General features: G+C 57.4%; 20 protein-coding genes and 5 tRNA genes. 14 read left to right on the top strand and 11 right to left on the bottom strand.

Going from position 1 to position 21,327, the window contains the following annotated elements; genetic code table 11:
• Positions 1 to 117: 117 nt before the first annotated feature.
• The 6 genes from clpB (at position 118) to LOY45_RS22585 (ending at position 4,031) form a co-directional block, all read left to right on the top strand.
• Positions 118 to 2,682 (top strand): ATP-dependent chaperone ClpB, encoded by a 2,565-nt coding sequence (gene clpB / locus LOY45_RS22610; RefSeq protein ID WP_115085291.1) that lies wholly within the window; start codon positions 118 to 120, stop codon positions 2,680 to 2,682.
• Between the two features lie 303 nt (positions 2,683 to 2,985).
• Positions 2,986 to 3,061, top strand: a tRNA-Asn gene (locus LOY45_RS22605).
• Positions 3,062 to 3,071: 10 nt separating this feature from the next.
• Positions 3,072 to 3,148 (top strand) — tRNA-Pro (locus LOY45_RS22600).
• Positions 3,149 to 3,153: 5 nt separating this feature from the next.
• Positions 3,154 to 3,229, top strand: a tRNA-Lys gene (locus tag LOY45_RS22595).
• 98 nt (positions 3,230 to 3,327) lie between these two features.
• Positions 3,328 to 3,404 (top strand) — tRNA-Pro (locus tag LOY45_RS22590).
• Positions 3,405 to 3,500: 96 nt separating this feature from the next.
• A complete protein-coding gene (locus LOY45_RS22585) occupies positions 3,501 to 4,031 on the top strand; it encodes a dihydrofolate reductase family protein (RefSeq protein ID WP_093379425.1) in 531 nt (176 codons plus the stop codon).
• Positions 4,032 to 4,188: 157 nt separating this feature from the next.
• Here LOY45_RS22585 and LOY45_RS22580 read toward each other — a convergent pair whose 3' ends face one another.
• From LOY45_RS22580 to LOY45_RS22570, 3 genes are all read right to left on the bottom strand, one after another.
• The gene (locus LOY45_RS22580; protein ID WP_010220616.1) at positions 4,189 to 5,484 is read right to left on the bottom strand and encodes an NAD(P)/FAD-dependent oxidoreductase; all 1,296 of its coding nucleotides are present in this window, start codon (positions 5,482 to 5,484) and stop codon (positions 4,189 to 4,191) included.
• A gap of 84 nt (positions 5,485 to 5,568) precedes the next feature.
• On the bottom strand, positions 5,569 to 5,742 hold the full coding sequence (locus LOY45_RS22575) for a DUF3094 family protein (RefSeq protein ID WP_081492759.1): 174 nt from the start codon (positions 5,740 to 5,742) through the stop codon (positions 5,569 to 5,571).
• 168 nt (positions 5,743 to 5,910) lie between these two features.
• Positions 5,911 to 6,540 carry a DUF1780 domain-containing protein gene (locus LOY45_RS22570; RefSeq protein WP_010220617.1) on the bottom strand — a complete coding sequence of 210 codons (630 nt, stop codon included), beginning with the start codon at positions 6,538 to 6,540 and terminating at the stop codon, positions 5,911 to 5,913.
• A gap of 118 nt (positions 6,541 to 6,658) precedes the next feature.
• Between LOY45_RS22570 and LOY45_RS22565 the strand changes: the two genes are divergently transcribed.
• The 3 genes from LOY45_RS22565 to LOY45_RS22555 are packed head-to-tail and all read left to right on the top strand — an operon-like array spanning position 6,659 to position 9,102.
• Positions 6,659 to 7,120 carry a hypothetical protein gene (locus LOY45_RS22565; RefSeq protein WP_258578398.1) on the top strand — a complete coding sequence of 154 codons (462 nt, stop codon included), beginning with the start codon at positions 6,659 to 6,661 and terminating at the stop codon, positions 7,118 to 7,120.
• Positions 7,121 to 7,149: 29 nt separating this feature from the next.
• Entirely contained in the window at positions 7,150 to 8,367 is a 1,218-nt protein-coding gene (locus LOY45_RS22560) for an MFS transporter (protein ID WP_115085294.1), read from the top strand.
• Between the two features lie 45 nt (positions 8,368 to 8,412).
• Entirely contained in the window at positions 8,413 to 9,102 is a 690-nt protein-coding gene (locus tag LOY45_RS22555) for an energy-coupling factor ABC transporter permease (RefSeq protein WP_115085295.1), read from the top strand.
• 4 nt (positions 9,103 to 9,106) lie between these two features.
• Here the strand turns inward: LOY45_RS22555 and yacG are convergent, their stop codons facing one another.
• The 4 genes from yacG to LOY45_RS22535 are packed head-to-tail and all read right to left on the bottom strand — an operon-like array spanning position 9,107 to position 12,007.
• Positions 9,107 to 9,307, bottom strand: a complete 201-nt coding sequence (yacG, locus tag LOY45_RS22550) for a DNA gyrase inhibitor YacG (protein WP_258578397.1) — start codon at positions 9,305 to 9,307, stop codon at positions 9,107 to 9,109.
• A complete protein-coding gene (gene coaE / locus LOY45_RS22545) occupies positions 9,304 to 9,927 on the bottom strand; it encodes a dephospho-CoA kinase (RefSeq protein WP_258578396.1) in 624 nt (207 codons plus the stop codon). Before coaE ends, yacG begins: the two co-directional genes overlap by 4 nt.
• Positions 9,927 to 10,796, bottom strand: coding sequence for a prepilin peptidase (locus tag LOY45_RS22540; RefSeq protein WP_258578395.1), 870 nt, complete (start codon positions 10,794 to 10,796; stop codon positions 9,927 to 9,929). The genes coaE and LOY45_RS22540 overlap by 1 nt, the downstream gene beginning before the upstream one ends.
• Positions 10,797 to 10,798: 2 nt before the next feature.
• Positions 10,799 to 12,007 (bottom strand): type II secretion system F family protein, encoded by a 1,209-nt coding sequence (locus LOY45_RS22535; RefSeq protein ID WP_258578394.1) that lies wholly within the window; start codon positions 12,005 to 12,007, stop codon positions 10,799 to 10,801.
• Between the two features lie 217 nt (positions 12,008 to 12,224).
• Here LOY45_RS22535 and LOY45_RS22530 point away from each other — a divergent pair, with 217 nt between their 5' ends.
• From LOY45_RS22530 to LOY45_RS22510, 5 genes are all read left to right on the top strand, one after another.
• Positions 12,225 to 12,635 carry a pilin gene (locus LOY45_RS22530; RefSeq protein WP_258578393.1) on the top strand — a complete coding sequence of 137 codons (411 nt, stop codon included), beginning with the start codon at positions 12,225 to 12,227 and terminating at the stop codon, positions 12,633 to 12,635.
• A 70-nt stretch (positions 12,636 to 12,705) separates the two neighbouring features.
• Positions 12,706 to 12,781, top strand: a tRNA-Thr gene (locus tag LOY45_RS22525).
• 161 nt (positions 12,782 to 12,942) lie between these two features.
• Entirely contained in the window at positions 12,943 to 14,265 is a 1,323-nt protein-coding gene (locus tag LOY45_RS22520; RefSeq protein ID WP_258578392.1) for a tyrosine-type recombinase/integrase, read from the top strand.
• Positions 14,266 to 15,161: 896 nt separating this feature from the next.
• Positions 15,162 to 16,142 carry an integrase domain-containing protein gene (locus LOY45_RS22515; RefSeq protein WP_258578391.1) on the top strand — a complete coding sequence of 327 codons (981 nt, stop codon included), beginning with the start codon at positions 15,162 to 15,164 and terminating at the stop codon, positions 16,140 to 16,142.
• Positions 16,139 to 16,426: a hypothetical protein gene (locus LOY45_RS22510; protein ID WP_258578390.1), complete on the top strand. Its 288-nt coding sequence runs from the start codon at positions 16,139 to 16,141 to the stop codon at positions 16,424 to 16,426. The genes LOY45_RS22515 and LOY45_RS22510 overlap by 4 nt, the downstream gene beginning before the upstream one ends.
• Positions 16,427 to 16,428: 2 nt before the next feature.
• Here the strand turns inward: LOY45_RS22510 and LOY45_RS22505 are convergent, their stop codons facing one another.
• The 4 genes from LOY45_RS22505 to LOY45_RS22490 are packed head-to-tail and all read right to left on the bottom strand — an operon-like array spanning position 16,429 to position 21,317.
• Positions 16,429 to 17,541, bottom strand: coding sequence for an SAM-dependent methyltransferase (locus LOY45_RS22505; protein WP_258578389.1), 1,113 nt, complete (start codon positions 17,539 to 17,541; stop codon positions 16,429 to 16,431).
• Positions 17,538 to 18,533 (bottom strand): hypothetical protein, encoded by a 996-nt coding sequence (locus LOY45_RS22500; RefSeq protein WP_258578388.1) that lies wholly within the window; start codon positions 18,531 to 18,533, stop codon positions 17,538 to 17,540. The genes LOY45_RS22505 and LOY45_RS22500 overlap by 4 nt, the downstream gene beginning before the upstream one ends.
• Entirely contained in the window at positions 18,526 to 20,406 is a 1,881-nt protein-coding gene (locus LOY45_RS22495) for an ORC-CDC6 family AAA ATPase (protein WP_258578386.1), read from the bottom strand. Before LOY45_RS22495 ends, LOY45_RS22500 begins: the two co-directional genes overlap by 8 nt.
• A complete protein-coding gene (locus tag LOY45_RS22490) occupies positions 20,406 to 21,317 on the bottom strand; it encodes a phosphoribosyltransferase-like protein (RefSeq protein ID WP_258578385.1) in 912 nt (303 codons plus the stop codon). Before LOY45_RS22490 ends, LOY45_RS22495 begins: the two co-directional genes overlap by 1 nt.
• Positions 21,318 to 21,327: the final 10 nt, after the last annotated feature.

The raw sequence follows: 21,327 nt of genomic DNA, 5'->3' as shown, positions 1-21,327 counted from the left end.
CAAGCCCGTCAAGCTTGAAACCTCCAGAATCACCCTCATCTACAGTGGTATCTCAGGCAGGTTTTTCTTCATCAGGTGTGTCCATCGCTCCGACCTGCCCATAAAGGAAGGTAACCCATGCGAATAGACCGTTTGACCAGCAAGCTGCAATTAGCGTTATCCGATTCCCAATCCCTGGCCGTGGGCATGGACCATCCGGCCATCGAGCCTGCGCACCTGGTGCAGGCCCTGATCGATCAGCAGGGCGGTTCGATCAAGCCGCTGCTGATGCAGGTCGGCTTTGACGTCAACAGCCTGCGCAAGGCGTTGAGCAAAGAGCTCGACCAACTGCCGAAAATCCAGAACCCCACCGGCGACGTCAACATGTCCCAGGACCTGGCGCGCCTGCTCAACCAGGCTGACCGCCTGGCCCAGCAGAAGGGCGACCAGTTCATCTCCAGCGAGCTTGTGCTGCTGGCGGCCATGGACGAGAACAGCAAGCTCGGCAAGTTGCTGCTCGGCCAGGGCGTGACCAAAAAAGCCCTGGAAAACGCCATCAGCAACCTGCGTGGCGGCGAGGCGGTCAATGACCCCAACGCCGAAGAATCGCGCCAGGCCCTGGATAAATACACCGTCGACCTGACCAAGCGCGCCGAAGACGGCAAGCTTGACCCGGTGATCGGCCGTGACGACGAAATTCGCCGCACCATCCAGGTGTTGCAACGCCGTACCAAGAACAACCCGGTGCTGATCGGTGAGCCTGGCGTGGGTAAAACCGCCATCGCCGAAGGCCTGGCCCAGCGCATCATCAATGGCGAAGTGCCGGATGGCCTCAAAGGCAAGCGCCTGCTGTCGCTGGACATGGGCGCACTGATCGCCGGTGCCAAGTTCCGCGGCGAGTTCGAAGAGCGCCTCAAAGGCCTGCTCAACGAGTTGTCCAAGCAGGAAGGGCAGATCATCCTGTTCATCGATGAACTGCACACCATGGTCGGCGCCGGTAAAGGCGAAGGCTCGATGGATGCTGGCAACATGCTCAAGCCGGCCCTGGCCCGTGGCGAGCTGCACTGCGTCGGCGCCACCACGCTGAACGAGTACCGCCAGTACATTGAAAAGGATGCGGCGCTTGAGCGGCGTTTCCAGAAAGTACTGGTAGAAGAGCCGAGCGAAGAAGACACCATCGCCATCCTGCGTGGCCTCAAAGAGCGTTACGAGGTGCACCACAAGGTAGCGATCACCGACGGCGCGATCATCGCCGCGGCCAAGCTCAGCCACCGCTACATCACCGATCGGCAACTGCCGGACAAGGCCATCGACCTGATCGATGAAGCGGCCAGCCGCATCCGCATGGAGATCGACTCCAAGCCGGAAGTGCTCGACCGCCTGGAGCGCCGCCTGATTCAGCTGAAGGTTGAATCCCAGGCGCTGAAGAAAGAAGACGACGAAGCCGCGCTCAAGCGTCTGGAGAAACTCACCGAAGAGATCGTCCGGCTGGAGCGCGAGTACGCTGACCTGGAAGAGATCTGGACCTCGGAAAAAGCCGAAGTGCAGGGCTCGGCGCAGATTCAGCAGAAAATCGAGCAGTCGCGTCAGGAGCTTGAAGCTGCCCGCCGCAAGGGCGACCTCAGCCGCATGGCCGAGCTGCAGTACGGGGTGATCCCGGACCTGGAGCGCAGCCTGCAGATGGTCGACCAGCACGGCAAGGCAGAAAACCAGCTGCTGCGTAACAAGGTCACCGAAGAAGAGATTGCCGAAGTCGTCTCCAAGTGGACCGGCATCCCGGTGTCGAAGATGCTCGAAGGCGAGCGGGAAAAACTGCTGAAGATGGAAAGCCTGCTGCACGAGCGGGTGATCGGCCAGGAAGAAGCGGTCGTCGCGGTGTCCAACGCTGTGCGTCGTTCGCGTGCCGGCCTGTCGGACCCGAACCGCCCAAGCGGCTCGTTCCTGTTCCTCGGCCCGACCGGTGTCGGTAAAACCGAGCTGTGCAAGGCGTTGGCCGAATTCCTCTTCGATACTGAAGAGGCCATGGTGCGTATCGATATGTCCGAGTTCATGGAGAAACATTCCGTGGCTCGCCTGATCGGTGCACCACCAGGCTATGTGGGATACGAAGAGGGTGGCTACCTGACCGAAGCCGTGCGGCGCAAACCTTATGCCGTCGTGCTGCTCGACGAGGTCGAGAAGGCTCACCCGGATGTGTTCAACGTGTTGCTGCAGGTGCTTGAAGACGGTCGCCTGACCGACAGCCACGGGCGGACGGTGGATTTCCGCAATACCGTGATTGTCATGACCTCCAACCTGGGCTCCTCGCAGATCCAGGAACTGGTGGGCGATCGTGAAGCACAGCGTGCGGCGGTAATGGACGCCGTGGGTTCGCACTTCCGTCCGGAGTTCATCAACCGGATCGACGAAGTGGTGGTGTTCGAACCGCTGGGTCGCGAGCAGATTGCCGGCATCACCCAGATCCAGCTCGGCCGCTTGCGCAGCCGTCTGGCCGAACGCGACCTGAGCCTGGAGCTCAGCCCCGAGGCGCTGGATAAACTGATCGCCGTCGGTTACGACCCGGTCTATGGCGCACGGCCGCTGAAGCGGGCGATCCAGCGCTGGATCGAGAACCCGTTGGCGCAGCTGATCCTGTCGGGCCAGTTCCTGCCAGGCAGCGCCATTACGGCGAAGGTAGAGGGCGAAGAGATCGTCTTCGCCTGAGTTTTCGGCGGGTTACGCTAAGGCCTCGAATTTCGAGGCCTTTTTTCTTTGCATTTTTTCTCGAGTGCTTGTAAAGTGCGCCCCGCTGTATGTCACCCCGCAGTTTCCCGGCAAAATTGGGAATCTGAAAAAAAGTTGCAAATCAGTAAGTTGAATGCAAATTAGGGGTTGACAAGGGTTTTGAAGGTTGTAGAATAGCGCGCCTCAGAGACATGAACGCAGCGATGCACAAGGTCGAAGAGTTCGAAGCGGTAGTGATACAGCACTCGAAATTGCAGCACTGTTGTAATTGAAATTGATAGTTCCGCGATAGCTCAGTCGGTAGAGCAAATGACTGTTAATCATTGGGTCCCAGGTTCGAGTCCTGGTCGCGGAGCCAAATTTCAAGCCGGGGTATAGCGCAGTCCGGTAGCGCGCCTGCTTTGGGAGCAGGATGTCAGGAGTTCGAATCCCCTTACCCCGACCATTTTTGGGTCGTTAGCTCAGTTGGTAGAGCAGTTGGCTTTTAACCAATTGGTCGTAGGTTCGAATCCTACACGACCCACCATTTTTGAAGCCGGTACGCTGGGTTCAAATCTTAAAAGGTTGGTTTGCCATTAGCAGCCAGCCATAAAAAAGGCGCCTTAATCGGTGCCTTTTTTTTACCGGGGTATAGCGCAGTCCGGTAGCGCGCCTGCTTTGGGAGCAGGATGTCAGGAGTTCGAATCCCCTTACCCCGACCATATTCAGAAAGAAGGGCACCTTGCAAAAGGTGCCCTTTTTTCGTTTCTGCGGCCTGCCTGATACTATCCGGCTATTTCCTGCAAGGACGCCGCGCCATGCCCCTGAAAACTTCTGTCTACATCGCCACCAGCCTCGATGGCTTCATCGCCCGTGAAAGCGGCGAACTGGACTGGCTGATGGTCGCCACCAGCTCCAGTGACGACCACGGTTACGCGGCGTACATGGCCACCATCGACACCCTGGTCATGGGCCGCAACACCTTCGAGAAGGTCCTGACCTTTGGCGAGTGGCCGTATCCGCACAAGCGTGTGGTGGTGCTGAGCAGCACCTTGCAGCAGGCCGATATGCAGCACGGCGTCGAAGTGCACCCGGGGCCGGTCGCCGACCTGGTCGAGCACCTGAATGAAACAGGCGCCAAGGGCCTGTACCTTGATGGCGGGCAGGTGATTCAGAGTTTCTTGCGCGAAGGCCGGCTGGATGAACTGACCATCACCCGCATACCGGTGTTGCTGGGCAGCGGCATCCCGCTGTTCGGGGCCCTGGCGAAGGACGTGACGCTGCAGCATATGCGCAGCACCACCTTTGAGAGCGGGTTTGTGCAGAGTACCTATCGGGTCCTCAAGTAAAACCTACACCACGGACCTGTGGGAGCTGGCTTGCCAGCAGCACATTTACATCGACTGTACCGACGCCATCGCGGGTCAAGCCCGCTCCTACAGAAACACCGCCATACCTGTGGGAGCGGGCTTGCCCCGCGATGAGGCCCTCACAGCCAATCCAGCGTCAGTGCAGCTTCAACCGCGGCTCAGTCCCGCGCCCGATCCGGCTACCCAGCATCAGCATCAGCGTGCGGAAGGTCCCGTACAGCGCCATCTGGTGCATGCGGTACAGCGACACATAGAACATCCGCGCCAACCAGCCCTCCAGCATCACGCTACCGGTCAGGTTACCCATCAGGTTACCCACCGCCGAAAAGCGCGACAGCGACACCAGCGAGCCATAATCCCGGTACGCATACGTCGGCAACGGCTTGCCTTCCAGACGCGCCTTCAAGCCCTTGGCCAGCAACGACGCCTGCTGGTGCGCAGCCTGCGCCCGTGGCGGCACGTTGCGGTCGCTGCCCGGTTGCGGGCAGGCGGCGCAGTCGCCGAAGGCGAAGATGTTGTCGTCCAGGGTGGTCTGCAGGGTAGGACGCACCACCAGCTGGTTGATCCGGTTGGTTTCCAGGCCGTCGATATCCTTGAGGAAACCCGGCGCACGAATACCCGCCGCCCAGACCTTCAGACTGGCCTGAATCACGTCACCATTGCTGGTACGCAGTTCATCGGCAGTCACTTCACTGACCGCCGCGTTGGTCATCACCGTCACCCCGAGTTTTTCCAGGGTCTTGTGCACCGGCACGCTGATGCGCTCCGGCAGTGCTGGCAGCACCCGCGGGCCGGCTTCGATCAGGGTGATGTGCATGTCTTTGGGCTGGATACGATCCAGGCCGTAAGCCGCCAGCTCATGGGCTGCGTGATGCAGCTCGGCCGCAAGCTCGACACCGGTGGCACCGGCACCGACGATAGCCACGCTGATTTGCTCATTGGCCTGATCGCCGGCGTGGGCGCGCAGGTAATGATTGAGCAACTGCTGGTGGAAACGCTCGGCCTGCTTGCGGGTGTCGAGGAACAGGCAATGCTGCGCCGCGCCCAAGGTGCCAAAATCGTTGGTGTTGCTACCCACCGCGATCACCAGGGTGTCATAGCCCAAGGTACGCGCAGGCAGCAGCTCGCGGCCGTCCTCATCAAGGGTGGCGGCCAGCTGGATCTGCTTGGTTTCGCGGTCCAGGCCACTCATGCGCCCGAGCTGGAACTGGAAGTGATTCCACTTGGCCTGGGCCACGTAGTTCAGTTCGTCTTCGGAAGAGTTGAGCGAGCCTGCCGCCACTTCATGCAGCAGCGGCTTCCAGATGTGCGTCAGGTTGGCGTCGACCAGGGTGATGCTGGCGCTACCTTTTTTGCCCAGGGTCTTACCCAGGCGGGTCGCCAGTTCCAGGCCGCCGGCGCCGCCGCCGACAATCACAATACGGTGAGTCATGGAGATATCTCATAAGGTTTACGGAATTCGGGTCTTGAGTGGCAGGCCGCACGGGGCGGGCGTTGTGGGCGAGCGCAAGGCAGCTCATAGCACCAGATGACTCAAGAGGCGGCTCAACAAGCCGAGTGCAACGGTCACGACCACCACCAGCAGAAGGAGCAGCCAGGGCCGGAACGGCTTGCGCTCGACTTGGTGCTGGGGGGCTCGCAGGTATTCATCGACGCGACGCTGGTCTTCGGGATTCAGGCGGCTGGTCATGAGGGCCTCGTCAGATAGACGCATGTGACTGTGGGAAAGCTACAGTGTTCACTGTAGTAGCTCGAAGGTCGCCCATCTTTCAGTCACTTGGCTGTCTTTATAACGAATGATTGCGCTTTGTATCACCGGCGCAGAATTTATGCCATTGGGCGTTGGCAGGGGGCCAGCTCAGAGGCTTATGCCGACATCAAAAACGATGCTGCGCCCCAGGTTGCCGCGCAGGAAGTCCGGCGCATCCGGGTGGGCAAACAGCACCCGGGCAAAGGTCGGGCCCACCAGTGACAACGAGCGCCAGCCCTGGCGCAGGTATTCGGTGGGCGGCGGAAAGTGGCTGTTGAGGTCGAGCACTTCGCGCTTGAGGCTGGCGAAGGCAATGATGTCCAGTTCGCTCAGGTCGAGGCCGCGCTCCTGATAGTTGTGCGATTTTTTACGCAGAGTCGGCGCCAGGCGCTGCAGCAATTCCTGGGCGCTGATCCGCCGTGGCCGGGCTTCGCGGCGCACCAGCTGGCTCAATGAAAAGGCACTGCGCCGGCGCTGCAGTTCTTCGCGCCATTCGTCGTTCAGGCGCCGGCCTTCATCCAGCACAAAGAACACCTCGAAGGCGGCATCGCGAAACAGCACGTCAGGCGGCTCTTGCCCGGCGGCAGCAAAGTCTTCGCTGCGGTAGGGAATATTCAGGCCTTGCAGCAGGCGCTGGCAGACCCAACGCTCACGTTCCCATTTACGGGCATTGGATAGAAACGCATTGGCTTGTTCGGCCTGAATGGTGAGCAGGCGCAAGTAGTCTGAGTCGTCCATGGGCACAAGCTTAGCGTTCAATTGAGCTTTGCAGGAAATGTCTGCAAGCCATTGCTGCGCCGGTAAGCTAGCGCCTAGACTGCGCACCCGTTGTGGGCTCGAATATCAGGGAAGAAACATGAGCGTAGTAAAGATGGGCGGTGTATTTGGCTCCGGTACGGTGCTGTGCGGCCTGTTGGTATATGGCGTGGGCTTTTTGTTCTGGACGCCTACCGTGCCTTACGACACCCCGGATGGCCGCTATGTAGTGCTCAAGGAGGGCGATTCAGCGCCCTACAGCGTCAAGCTCATCGACCATCGCGGCGCCGAAGATGAAATCGTCCGCAGCTACGCCGAGTTCAACCCCAAGGTGCTCAGCGTCATGCCCGGCGACTACCGCGTGCGCCTGACCCTGAACGAGTTCGGCTGCTACGGCGCCTGGGCCGATGTGCAGGTGTCGGCGACCACCATCAGCGTCATCGAGCAACAGCGCAACCCCAGTTGCCAACCACCGGACTGGCTGGTTGAAGGCGCCGTGTTCCGCCTGTTCGAGGCACCGAAAGCACCCGCCGAGGCTGATCAGGCCACCCCCGAGGTGTAGTTCAGCTCATTACAGGGACGGACGTGCGTATGGCTGTGTCAGTCTGGCGGATATGGAGCGCGGTGACGGTGCTGTGCATCGCCTCCTTTGCGATGGTGACCTCCGAGTTTGCCCCGATCGGTTTGTTGTCACAGATCTCCGCCGACCTGGCGCAGGAGCCCGCCACGGTCGGGCTCAGCGTGACCTTGTATGCCTGGATCGGCGCGCTGAGCGGCTTGCTCGCCAACAGCCTGAGCCGCTGGATTGGCCGCAAGCCGCTGATGATCGCCCTGATGTTGATACTGGCGGCATCGAATGCGCTCTCGGCAATCGCCCCGGAGTTTTCTGCACTGCTGGGGGCCAGGGCAGTGGGGGCGTTGGCCCATGGCGTGTTCTGGGCCACCGTGGCCGCCACCGCCGCCCTGATCGCGCCCGCCCGGCAGATGGGCCTGGCCACCTCGATCGTGCTGGGCGGCATCACCCTCGCCACGGTCATGGGCGTGCCACTGGTCAACCTGGTGGGCCAGTACGACGGCTGGCGAACCGCCTTTGCTTGCCTGGCGTTGCTCTGTGTCGCCAGTGCCGGGGCAATCGCCCTGGTCGTCCCTGATCTTGGCCTGGTTGCCGCAGCACCAGGCACGGGTTATGCGGCGGTGCTAAGGCGCCGGGACCTACTGATCACCTTCGCCATAACCGCGCTGACGGCGGCCGCACATTTTGCCGCCTACACCTTTGTCGAGCCCTTTATCAGTCAGGTGCGTGACATCACGCCGGTGCTGATCGCAGCACTGCTTTTTGCCTTCGGTGCTGCCGGCTTTATCGGCAATCTGCTGAGCGCGATCTTCATCGACCGCTACCTCAAGCTCTTCATCCTCCTGGCCCTGATCGCCATGGCAGGGGCGCTGCTGACCCTGGGCCTGCTCGGGCCCGAGTTGAATCTGCTGGCCGTGGCGACCTTGCTGATGGTCTGGGGCGTTGCCATCTCGGCGCTGTTCACCGGCCTGCAGACCTGGGTGTTGCGCATCGCCGGCGCCCATACCGTTCCGGCCACGGCCCTGCATACAGCAGTGCTCAATGGCGCAATCGGCCTGGGGGTGATCATCGGCGGTGGCGCGCTTGAGGTGATCGGCCTGCGGGGCGCCATGCTCGGCGCCAGCATGGTGATAGTCCCAGCCATTGTGCTGCTGGTTGCGTCAGGTGCGCGGCGCCGCGCCACGCCTGCATTTTCCTCAACCACCGAGGCTGATCAAGCCCGCCCCGAGGTGTAGACTGCCCCCACGCCTATTGCCTCACTTGAACAAGGGTTATTTGCCGTGATCAGTGCCGCCGTGCTTTCCAGCCAGACCCTGACCATCGCCTGGGTCGCCTATGTGCCTGTGCTGATCTGGGCGGTGGCGCGTACCCGCTGGCTCGAACTGTTCGCCGACAGCCGTCGCCAGCATTTGCTGTTCGGCACGGTGTTCGCCTTGTTTGCCCTGTGGCTGGTGCGGCGTGACTTCGACACCGGGGTGTCGTATCACTTCATCGGCATGACCGCCGTGACCCTGCTGCTGGACTGGCCACTGGCGATTGTCGGGGGCTTGCTGGCGCAGCTCGGCCTGCTGGCGCTGGGGCGCCAGGACCTGGCGGCGATGGGGGTCAATGGCCTGCTGCTGATCGGCCTGCCGGTGCTGGTTACCGAAGTGTGCGCGATGCTGGTGGAGCGGGCACAGCCGCGCAACCTGTTCGTTTATATCTTTTGTTCGGGCTTTTTTGCCGCGGCGCTGTCGGCACTGTTGTGCCTGCTCGGTGGGCTGGGTTTGCTGTGGATGGACGGGCGTTTCGTCATGCCGGAGTGGATCGAGGACTTTATCGGCTACCTGTGGCTGATCATCTTCCCCGAAGCCTTCATCAACGGCATGGTGGTCAGCGCCCTGGTGGTGTTCTGCCCCGAGTGGCTGGAGACCTTCAACCGGACCCGCTACTTGCAGGCCCCGTGGAAGGATGACGACCCCGAGCGCTGACGGCTCAGTGGTGCGGGTTGATATCGCCGGAGAACAACTCGTCTTCGGCATCCGGTGCGACCGGAATCTTGTGTTCTTCCGAGGCCCAGGCACCCAGGTCGATCAGCTTGCAGCGGTCGGAACAGAACGGCCGGAACGGGCTAGCCGCGTTCCATTCCACGGGGGCGCCACAGGTCGGGCAATCTACGGTTGTTGGTTGGCTCATGCTTGGCCTCCTCGCAAAGTCAGGTAAAAGTGGTACAGGCGGTCGACCTCCGAGCGCAGCCAGTCCAGATCGCGGTCATTGACCAGCACGTCGTGGGCGTGGCGCAGGCGTTCTTCGCGGCTGGCCTGGGCCTTGAGGATGGCCTGCACCTGTTCGGCGCTGGTCTGGTCGCGCAGCAGGGTGCGCTGCACTTGCAACTCCTGCGGTGCATCGATCACCAGCAGGCGGTCGGTGCGCTTGTACTGGCCGGACTCCACCATCAACGGCGAAACGAACACCGCATAGGGCGACTCGGCCTTGGCCAGGTAGCTGAAAATCTCCTGGCCGATCAACGGATGCAGCAGCGCTTCGAGCCACAGGCGCTGCTGCGGGTCGGCAAAGATCAGCTCGCGCAGGGCGGCGCGGTTGAGCTGGCCGTCTTCGAGCAGCACCCCCGGGCCGAAACGCTCGACGATACGGGCCAGCGCCGGGCGGCCCGGCTCGACCACCCAGCGCGCGGCCTGATCGGCGTCGACCAGGTGCACACCCAGCTCGACAAAGCGCTGCGCAGCGGCGCTCTTGCCACTGCCGATGCCGCCGGTAAGGCCGAGAATCCAGGGGGTGAAAGCAGCGGTGGTCATCAGAATCCGGAATATTTCAGATAGGAAGTGGTTATTTGACCACCCCAGAGCAGCGCGATCCAGCCCGCGATGGCCAGATAGGGACCAAAGGGGATCGGCGTGCTGGCCTGCTTGCGCTGCAGGCGCAGCATAATCAGCCCGATCAACGCCCCCAACAAGGACGACAGCAGCAGCGTCAGGGGCAGGATCTGCCAGCCGCCCCAGGCGCCCAGCATCGCCAGCAACTTGAAGTCGCCATAGCCCATGCCTTCCTTGCCGGTAACCATCTTGAACAACCAGAACACCGACCACAGGCTCAGGTAACCGGCCACCGTGCCCCACAGGGCATCTTCCAGCGGCACGAACATTTCGAAGGCATTGACGATCAACCCCAGCCACAACAGCGGCAACACCAGGGCATCGGGCAGCAGTTGGTGCTCGATGTCGATCATGCTCATGGCCAGCAGGCCCCAGCTCAGCACCAGCAGGGCCAGGGCGGTGCCGGTGACGCCGAAGCGCCAGGCGACAAACAGGGTCAGCGCCCCGCAGGCGAGTTCCACCAGCGGGTAGCGCGGGCTGATGCGCGCCTGGCAACCGGAACAGCGCCCGCGCAAGGCCAGGTAACTAATGACCGGTATGTTTTCCCAGGGGCGAATACGGTGGGCGCAATGGGGGCACTGCGATGGCGGCAACAACAGGTCGAAGCGCGGCGCTTGTGCCTCGCTAGGCAACTCCAGCACCTCGCGCGCCTCGGCCTGCCATTGGCGTTCGAGCATGATCGGCAGGCGATGCACCAGCACATTGAGAAAACTGCCGACGATCAGCCCGAGCAACAGGGCGATGCTCAGGTACATCAGTGGCTGGCTGGCCAGGGAGTTCAACAGGTTCATGGTCAGATCACATTGCCCAGCTGGAAGATTGGCAGGTACATGGCGATCACCAGGCTGCCCACCAGCAACCCCAGGATCAGCACGATCAACGGCTCAATCAGGGCCGTGAGGGTGTCGAGCAGGTGGTCGATGGCCTGTTCATAGTGGCTGGCGATCCTGGCGAGCATATCGTCCAGCGTGCCGGCTGTCTCGCCAATGGCGCACATCTGCACCACCAGCGCCGGGAACAAGCCGCTGGCGCGCAATGCCACGTTCAAGGCTAGACCACTGGCCAGGTCCTCGCGCACCTTGTGCAGCGCCTGCTCATACAACGGATTGCCACACGCCCCGGCAACTGTCCCCAGCGCTTCCACCAACGGCACCCCGGCGCCGAACGAAGTCGACAAGGTGCGGGCAAAGCGGGCGAGGGCGGCATGCCGGAGCAGGCTGCCAAGCACCGGCAAACGCAGGGCCACGCGCACCAGCCACAAACGCAACGCAGGCTTGTGTCGATAACCCCAAACCCCCGCGGCACAAGCGCCGCCAAAAGTTATCAACAGCCACCAGAAGTGCGCCCCCAACCACTGTGACAAGCCGATCACCTGTTGGGTAAAGGCCGGCAGCTCGGCACCAAAGCCGCCGAACAACGACTGAAAGCGCGGCACCACCTCCAGCAGCAACAGCGCCGACACCCCGAAGCCCACCAGCAGCACCAGCAGTGGATAAGTCATGGCCTTTTTAAGCCGCGCGCGCAGGGCCTGGCGTTGCTCCTGCAGCGCCGCGACCTGGGCCAACACCACCTCCAAGCTGCCGGACTGCTCACCGGCATCCACCAGGTTGCAATACAGCCGATCGAAGTAATGCGGGTGCCGGCGCAGTGCCGTGGCCAGGCTGCTGCCGGCAGCAATATCGGCCTTGATTGCGCCCAGCAGGCTGGCCATCGCCGGGTTGGCGCTGCTTTGGGCGACCACATCCAGCGCTTGCAGCAGCGCCACCCCGGCCTTGAGCAGGGTGGCCAGCTGGCGGCTGAACTGGCTCAGCGCCTTGCCATCCAGTGGCCGACGCCATTGCCACAACGGCGGACGCACACTGTCGATGCGCCCCGGGCGAATCCCGCGCTGGCGTAACTGCGCCCTGATCAACGCCGGGCTGCGCGCCGCGCTCTGGCCGCTGATGGCGGCGCCTTGGGCGTTAGTGCCTTGCCAACTGTACATCCTGTTGCTTGCGGTCATCGCCACATCCTTGCTGCGCTGCCTTGCACAAGCCTGGTAACAGCTCCAGGCCCCGAGCGGCGGGCAGTGATGCCCGCCGCCCACTAGAGTAGTCGAGCCAGAGTGACCGAATGACCGTCACGGGGTGACAAAAGGTGTCTGTTCGGGCCTACTGGCGCGCCTGCTGGCGCCGCACCACTGCGGCCGGCATGAACTGATTTTGTGAGGGAGAGTGTCCATGAAAGGGCAACGCGGTATTACCTTGATCGAACTGATGATCGTGGTGGCGATCATCGGCATTCTGGCGACCATCGCCTTGCCGATTTACACCAACAGCCAGGTACGCACCAAAGCCACGGCGGCCCTGGTAGAAATTTCTGCCCTGAAGACCGCCTTCGACCTGCGCCTGAACGAAGGCAAAGACATCGCCAACGTCACCGCCCTGGGCGGCCAGGAGCGCACCGCCCACTGCGCCATTGCCGCCAGCGGCACCGCGGCCACGGGCGTGGGCAGCATCGTCTGCACCCTGATCGACGCCCCGGCCATCGCCACCGACAAAACCATCACCCTGACCCGCGCCGCGACCGGCTGGGCCTGCACCAGCACCCTCAGCGAAGACCTCGCCCCGGCAGGCTGCAAAGCCCTCTGAAACCGGCGCAATTGCTGTTAATAAACAGTGATTTGCGTAAGCGATCCGGCAGTGGTAGCGTTATCGCCACGCCGGTGTAGCTCAGTCGGTAGAGCAGCGCACTCGTAACGCGAAGGTCGCAGGTTCGATTCCTGTCTCCGGCACCAGTTCAGGTTCCAGCGAAGGCTACCAAAATCTCTGGAACCCCCGTAAAACCCGCCTTCTGGCGGGTTTTTTCGTTATGGCGTTCCGTCGGATTCCGACAGCTGCCAGCCGATTTAGGGGTAACGTTTGAGATAAAGTCGATTCGATAAAGGGGTTTACCCTTATGGCTCGTACTACTGCTCCCCTGACTGACACCGCCTGCCGCTCGGCCAAACCTACTGACCGCCCCTACAAGCTTTTCGACGGTGACGGTCTTTACCTCCTCGTTTACCCCAATGGCCGCAAAGGCTGGCGCTTCCGGTATGTGAAACCGGATGGGCGAGAGGGGCTGACCTCGTTTGGCAACTATCCCGTCATTGGTCTCGCAGATGCTCGGCAGAAGCGTCTGGAGACTAGGCGGATGCTGGCTGAGGGCATTGATCCGATTGCGTCCAAGCAGCAGGCCAAGGCTGAGGCGATTGTCAGAGGCCACACATTCGAACGCGTTGCCTTGGACTGGCATAAGGAAATGTCCGTGAAGTGGGCGCCGGGCCATTCTAGGACCGTGCTGAGTCGTTTGAAGACTCACGTATTCCCGCTGCTAGGCGCTCGCGCCATCGTTGATCTGGATACCTTCGATCTCATGCAGCCGCTTGAGGCGATCAAGAAGCGCGGCACGATCGATGTGGCCTTGAGGGTACAAAACTACCTTCAAAGCATCATGCGTGAGGCGAAGCGGTTACGGCTGATCACGGTGAACCCTGCGTATGACCTTGAGGGCTTCATCAGCGCGCCACGGGTTACGCATCGGCCCGCACTTCCGCTGTCACGCCTGCCTGAGTTGATGGACCGTATCGAGAACTACAAAGGACGCGAGCTCACTCGGCTGACCGTCATGCTGTCCCTGCATGTGTTTGTCCGGTCCAGCGAATTGCGCTTCGCACGTTGGAGTGAGTTCGACCTGAAGCGCGGTATATGGGAGATACCTGATACGCGGCCCGCTTTGGATGGCGTCCCGTATTCGACCAGAGGCACGAAGATGGCGGGCGACATCCATCTGGTCCCTCTGTCACCGCAAGCGGTGGCGTTGCTCGAACAGATTCACGCGATCACGGGGTACTTTGATCTGGTGTTCACCAGTGACGCTCGCTCGTGGAAGCCTATGTCCGAGAACACGGTCAACAGCGCTTTGCGGAACATGGGCTATGACACCAAGACCGAAATCTGCGGGCATGGCTTCCGGTCCATGGCGTGCAGTACCTTGGTGGAATCTGGACTGTGGTCAGAGACCGCTATCGAGCGGCAGATGAGCCACAGGGAGCGCAACAACGTTCGGGCGGCGTATATCCACAAGGCCGAGTTCCTGGAGGAGCGGCGAATGATCATGAGTTGGTGGAGCCGTTACCTCGAAGCGAACCGGCAGGAGCATATCTCGCCGCATGAGTTCGCTAATCAGACCGGGGCAAACGTTTCCAGCCTGAGAGCAAAGCGTGGCGCTGTCGAGTGAGCGCACGGCTTTGAAATTTCGGTGATCCGCTTTCCATACGGGTCCATCCAAACAGGGCTGCAAAGCCGCCCTGTTTGGATGGACCTCATCTGAAAAATCAAAAACACCAAATCGGCCACTGGAAACCACGACACTCCGTACACGCCCAACGTCATGTTCAACTGCAAAATCCAGCGGGCGAGTTGCTTGACCCTCTCGGATTGCGGGCGTAGAAAAGACAGTGCAAAGGCTGTCGTTGGCAGCACCCCAGGTGACCCGAGCCTTCAAGGTCACGCCGCTCTCGCGGTGGTTCTCCCCAAGGGCGATTCGCATCCGGCAGCTCGCCCGGTCACTACCCATGTGATGGATGCTCTTACACATATAGCGCTCGTGCGCCAGACACACCGTACCTCGCTGCCCTGCAGCAACCTATCCGCTTGGCCAAATATTGCGCCAACCTGTGCCCGTCTCTTTCTTCTGGAAAGAGACGGGCACTTCTACCACTGCTGCAGCTCTGATCGCACCTGGCTTTGCGGCATTCCCCCTCGTGACAATCGGCGTGACAAACTCCGATGTCACCAGCAACAGCGCTGTAGATGATGGTGCCGCAGACCACGGAATGGACTGCACCTGACTGACAGTCAGGCATGCCCCGGTCATCGCATTGCTGCTTGCACATGGCTCAGGATCTTCAGGCGCTGGTCTCGTCAGCCACTGCTGCCTCCACCCGCCCACCGGTAACGGTGTTCAGGAGGCCAGATCATGAGATGCCCTTGCTCCCGGACGTAAGGAGCCGCCAGTCCCGCGTTAGAGGACATCCCCACAGGTCGCAGGGGCCTTGATCCCTGATAACACTCAGCATTCTTGGCGGGATGACGTGGGGCGAGGATCGGAGATCGGATGATGAGGTGACTGACATGGCATTGGTGGGTAGACGTGATGGCCGCAATTTCGGCTACGGCAGGCAACTGAGCTATGCAGGGTCGCAGGCGTTGAAAGACATGTTCGGCGGCGGCCACTACGGCACGGTGAAGGCACACTGTGATCGGTGGCAGGCTTTCGTAAAATGGTGCCGCTCCGAACAGTGGCCCGTTATCAATGATGCGCGGCAGATTGATCGAAAGGTGTTGGCCGACTACGCGGCGTATCTGCGCGACATGGTTAGGCGCGGTGATCTCGCCGTCAGCACCGCACAAAACCGCCTATCCAGCGTTAACAGGACCATGGCAGCGCTTCGCGGTGATCAATGCGTGAAGATTACAAGTCCGAGCAAGGCGTTGGGTATGCAGCGCAGCGGAGTTCGTCAGTCGGTGCCGCAGGGCCAAGACCGCGAACAGGTTAAGCAGATCGTCGATGCGCTTTGCAGTCGTGACCAGAGACGGGCCGCCGCGATCGTCCTGTTGGCGCGAGCCACCGGCATGCGTTTACGCGAGGCCATCCTGGCTGACCTGCCAAGGCTAAGCCGTGAGGCTAACGACTTAGGCAGGATCAACATTCAGGATGGCACCAAAGGCGGCCGAGCTGGCGCCTCAGCGCCACGATGTATTGCGGTAGACCACCATGTTCAAGACGCACTTGGGTTTGCACGGCAGGTGTCGCCTGCGAGTAGCCGCAACCTGATTGCGCCACACGAAAGCTATCTGAGTCTTCTGCAACAAATCGTCCGCCCTGCGCGGGACATCCTGCATGCACACAATCTCAAAGGCTTCCATGAGCTAAGAGCGGCATACGCATGTGAGCGCTATGAGCAAATCACCCAACATCGCGCACCTATCAACGGCGGCCAATGTTGCCAGGTAGATAGGACACTTGATCATGAAGCCCGGAGGCAGATCAGCTATGAGCTGGGGCACGGGCGTATCGATGTGGTCTGTGCCTACATTGGAGGGCGAGCATGAGTAAGCGATTTGATATGGAGCTGTTCTTGGCTGGTGTGTTGACCGGATCGCACGCTACGCGACAACGCCATTTGAGACAGGCGAAGGTCATTCAGGCCGCTATTGCAGGGCGTTGGCAGCGAAAGACGCCATGGGCTTGGCAAAGGAAGCATATTGCGTGGTTTCTACAGGAGTGTTTAAGCCAGAGGAGTGAGGCGACGCAGTATTACTATTTGCTAACTGTGCGGCTGCTAGCTTTCCGATTAGAAAAAGCATGGCTTTTTAGTTATAAGGTCCGTGAATAGTGTTAATAAGTTTCTGTCGGTTCTGGTCCTGAAAATGCTGGATCGAGGGGGGTGTTAATTTGCTCACTTGTAACGGTATGGTTTATCTCTGAAAAATAGGCGGCAACCCTCTTTACAGTAGTATATTTGGCGCCTGTGCCGCTGTAGATGATAGAGAAATTACCCCAGTCGCTAAGTAAGTGATTTCGTACTGCCAAGGCATGCTCTAGTTTGGCGAATTCTAAAGCGAGCACGCAGTCAGAGAGGACTATATTGTGCCTGCTTTCTAAGACGCAAATTTTTTCTGGTGTGATCATTCCAACTCTCGGGAAAAGCAAGGCGGGGCCCTTTACAAAAGCTTTGGCTGATACTAATCCATGCTTGTTATTGAGGATTACAATGCCGTTTCGAAGTTCTGTTGTGTGAACTAACGGAAAACCGTTCAGGCAATTTTTAATAGAGTGCATCTGCATTCTGCCTCGGTGAAGTGCGCAGGTCTTATTATTCGCGTGGCTGATTGGGTCTTTATTTGTTGTGTTGGTTAATCGCCTCCGCGTTATCCGAACAATAGATGTTCTCGCGACAGCGGTTTTGAATGTCCGCATTGGGTTGTCGGCTATTATTTCGACTATGTAATCTTTTGAGATTTCAGTCCAGGCTTGAGAATCTCGCTCGCTGTGCAATGAACCATTTGGGAGAATGGCTATCATATACCCTTCGGCGGAAAGATATTTAAGGCTCAAATTAACAAATGTTGCGGCAAGTCCAGATTTTACACTTGGTTTATCGAACCACTCTGCTGCTTTTCTACCCCTTTCGCTAAAAGGTGGATTAAGTAGAATTAAATCCATCGATTTTTGCTTTGAAGAGAACTTAGTGCTCGTATGTGAGGTCGGTTTAAGAAAGTCGGAACAAGACACAACCCATGACTTATTGAGTGAAGCAAGCATCCTTGTGCTTTTCTTATTAAGATCATTAGCAAAGATTGTAGCTTCAGGCCAATGCCTGGATGCTTCATTCAGCAAGCTACCTTCGCCCGCTGAGAAGTCGGCAACCATGGTCGGTGTAAAACCAGCAGGCACGCATGCAATCATCGCCTGCGCTAAGTCATGGGGTGTGTAATGTATATCAATCATCTACGGACAGACCTACGAGGGCGATTGCTGGTACGAGACAGATGGACCGCCGATGAATCATCAAATAAAGCTGAGACATGATACACCAATAATCGTGCAGTGCCCCCTGTGCGTCCTGCTTTTCTTATTGGATGATCGTGCACCAACTCGACAGGTGTGGGATTAGATAGCGTAAAAAGCACAGCTCCAAGCGCGTGCGGTTTAGTACCGATCAGTGCAACTTTAAGCGCCTTTCCATTATTGTCTTTGGCAATTTCTTCCAGAAGATAGTAACAGCTAAACGGGCAGTTCGCTGGCGCGTATCTGACTGCTTGCCAAGCAGATGTTTCGGTGAGCGCGCCTTTGTTCCCGATATACGTTTCAAATACATACCATGGCTTGAAGCCAGGTGATCCGACGATAGGAGTGATGTTCTCATAGCCGGGCTGGATTTGTTCAACAATATATCTGAGTCTTGGGCCTTCAAAACCTAGAAGTGGAATAAAGGTGAATTCATCATTGTTTCGTGAAGAAAGGGTGGCAAAACCTGGTAGAGGCGAAATCCCCTGAATGCTAGAACTAAGATCGTATATTTGCCCTTCAACCGGGGCCGAACTGCGAGAGTATACGTCAGGTTCTACATAAACCACTAGTATATCAAGTTTTGATATGATGGCGGACTTTAATATACCGGCCCAAACAGAGTGAGTTAATCCGGTAATGTCTAAGTAGATTCTTGTACCTGCTGGTGTGCTCGCCCATAAGCTTTGAATCTCCACTTCCGATCGAAGGGAGAGAGGAGAGTCATTGCCCTTTGTTTTGAAAGAGCTTTGTGTTTCATCGCAGATTTCTATTAGCGTTATGTTGTGGGCGGTAGTACTCCAGGATGTAATGTGTGAAGCTCTTCGTTCACCAGTTGATGCGAAAATATATAGGCTATTTTCAACGGGGCGAAAGTCTTCGGTGCTGTTATAGGTGTCCGTTAGGATTGGAAGGTCTTTAGTTTCACGCATAGTAAGATCCAAACAGGCTAAGTTGGTCGGGGAGGTTTACGTCATCACTCCGATTACTTTGCGATAAAACTTCCTTGATTGTGTCTTTCGGACGCGAGATCAAGCCGAGAATTTGCTGCTCAGCAAGTAAAAACTTACGTTTTTTTCTGTGGCTGAAGACAAAAAGTGGTGAGAAAATTGGATGCAGGCGATAGTCGTAATCAGCAGTGTCACTTTCCGACATTAATTTGTTTCCGGGCGATCGCACGAATGCAAGGTGCATAACCGCTTGATCCAGCAACTGCTTGACCTGATTCGAGTCTTCAGATCTAGATGTGTCTTGTTTTATGTGGAATTGGTTGACCTCTGGCGCATGCCCATAAGCATCGGAAGCCATTACTTGTAATATTCGTCCAATGCTTAGCACTAGTTTGGTTAGCTTTCCTCCTTCTACGCTTAATCCTTCAAGCTCAGAAAGATTTTTGCGGCCAATATCTTCCGCAGCTTCTGTCTGAGATTTAGGGGATATTGGGTCGTTGGGTGTGCCTTCATTCTCTACGTGTCGAATAAACGCGGCATGCACCAACTCAAGTAAGTATCGTATGTTGCCGTTTGCCAAGGATACGTAAGTATCCCATCCCGAATAGTGCTTACTTATGCCTCGTTTGCCCTTTCTGATAGCATACAGAGAAGCATGGAAGTGATTGTCAAGCTTTTGCTTCCATTCCGATTTATTGGCAATCCAAGACTCAACATTCTTCAAGAAGCTGACGTCGCTGTTATCTCCCCAGTAACTAAGGAAGTAGAGATGTCCTGGGTCAATATTGATCGCAGCTTGAAAAACATCAGCTGGTGCAATTTTAGAAAGTCTGTCTCGAAGCCGAGATAGACCATCTGTACCCAGTAAGATCTCAGCTTCTTCCAGTTCAGATAGTGAGGGTAGAAGCTGATGAGGTGTTGAGATCACAGAGGCTTCACCAGCGAACGCGCTAGAAATCCTCTGGCGGATGACAGATTCTGCAAACGCAGGGAAGCGAGATTCGTTCAGCCTGTCGGCAATGCTAATGCGCGCATAGTCAGCCGGGGAAGTAAGTAGCTCATTACTATTGAGAGTTCCCCTTTGTCGCCATCCTAGCTCCCGCACACCGATCTTGAATGTGTAGTCGGTGTTGGCATGTTTTATGATGGTGTTTAATACGCGCTGCTGATAGTCCTCGAAATTCTCGAATTCATCTATCAGGAAGAAAAATTGCTTTCCTTCAAGCTGGGGGGAACTCAATAACGCTCTTGCTAAAGCATCAAGAGGTGCACCAAGAGACGATATTTGCTCAGGAGGGTTATCTGACACTGTATTTATCAGCGCTTCAAAGTCAAGTATAAGATACTCTATTTCCTCTGCTAGTTCATCCGTTGACTGAATGTCTTCCAGGCCAAGAGTGACTGCAACTTTTTTTAAGGATTTTGAGCTTATTTCAACTGTTATATTCGCATTCTTTTCGAACCAATTAACGAAATCTAATAATTGTTGGCAAAAGATTAGATTTATATAATGTCCGAAGTAGGATGCCCATTTTTCTTCGGTTAACTCTGCGCCTCTAAAGGCTGTAACTCTGTTTGTATTGACTCTGTAGTACAGCCCATAGAATGGCCAGTCAATTATGGGTGTGGTATTACTAGATAGCGCTTTCTGGCCTTGGTAAGAAAGGCCTCGCAAGACTGTTGTTTTTCCTGTGCCGCGCCCACCAATTAATACGCACGGGCGATGAGTCCGTAGTTCATCAAAATAAGATGGCTCGTTAAAAAGCGAGAATATGGCTTCGTTCAACCATTCGGCTTTGTAGAGGCCAAGTGTTTTGTTTAGACGGTGGGCAGTATCATGTGGCTCATATGTCATTATAGCGCCCCTTTTTTAATAAGCGGTTTCCAGTCATTTTTCTGGCTATAAAATATTGGGAGAGTTGCATCAGGGCATCCGTGTGCGAATGCTAGTGCGAGCCCCAACTTATGGAATCCCCGCCAACAGTCTTCTCCACCACCGGTGTCTGGTATACCTGCGCGCATACTCACGGTTTTTACAAATTCAGGACCTTCAGTGCGCATGTCGTCTCGCCAAATCGCGGAGTCATTACTCAATGCGCTTTGCCTGGTTGAGTAGAAATGCGCTGGAATGATGTTAACGCCTTGGCAGTTCTGGTTTATGTTGCCCCTGCCAAGTTCTGTGCATACTACTGGGCAATAAATAAACTTGACCGAATTTCCAAGTGCGTGTTGAGCCGCTTTAAAAGAAATTGCGTAATTACCAATCCGATATTCCCTCTCCCAAGTATCCACGAATTGATTGCCCGAGCCTACGAAGTCATCAACAAACAATATGTTGGGTCTGTTGCCTTGGGCGATATACTCTAATGCGATTTCTGGAGAGACGATTCTCTCCTCGTTAAGTAATAATACATCACGTGCCAATCGAGAAAATGCGAAACCACTGTCCGCATCTCTAGGGATCTCACCTGTAACCCGAACTACAACTAAAGAATCGACAAAGCTGGCCCATTGCTGTCGAGCTTTATTAATATCATTCTTGTCGGTAATTATATGTTGAGAAACATTCAGGAATGCACTTCTGAACATTTGCTTGACTAGTTCGTCAGCAAAAAAAGTGAAGCCCTCCAGTAGCCTTAGTGCCAGTGGAAGCTCGTCGTTGTTAAAGTTTGAACACCAGCCAATAGGGTCAAAATTCCCTTTTTTTGGCCAGAGTCCAGTAGTTACCATGTATCGCCATTTGTCTGACGGTAATATGACTTCCATGTGCGGCCCC

The sequence above is a fragment of the Pseudomonas wadenswilerensis genome (assembly GCF_024749185.1).
In the GTDB taxonomy this organism is placed as follows: domain Bacteria; phylum Pseudomonadota; class Gammaproteobacteria; order Pseudomonadales; family Pseudomonadaceae; genus Aquipseudomonas; species Aquipseudomonas wadenswilerensis.
Note: the sequence above shows the minus strand (reverse complement) of the source record. Positions and strands in the feature narration are given on the sequence as shown.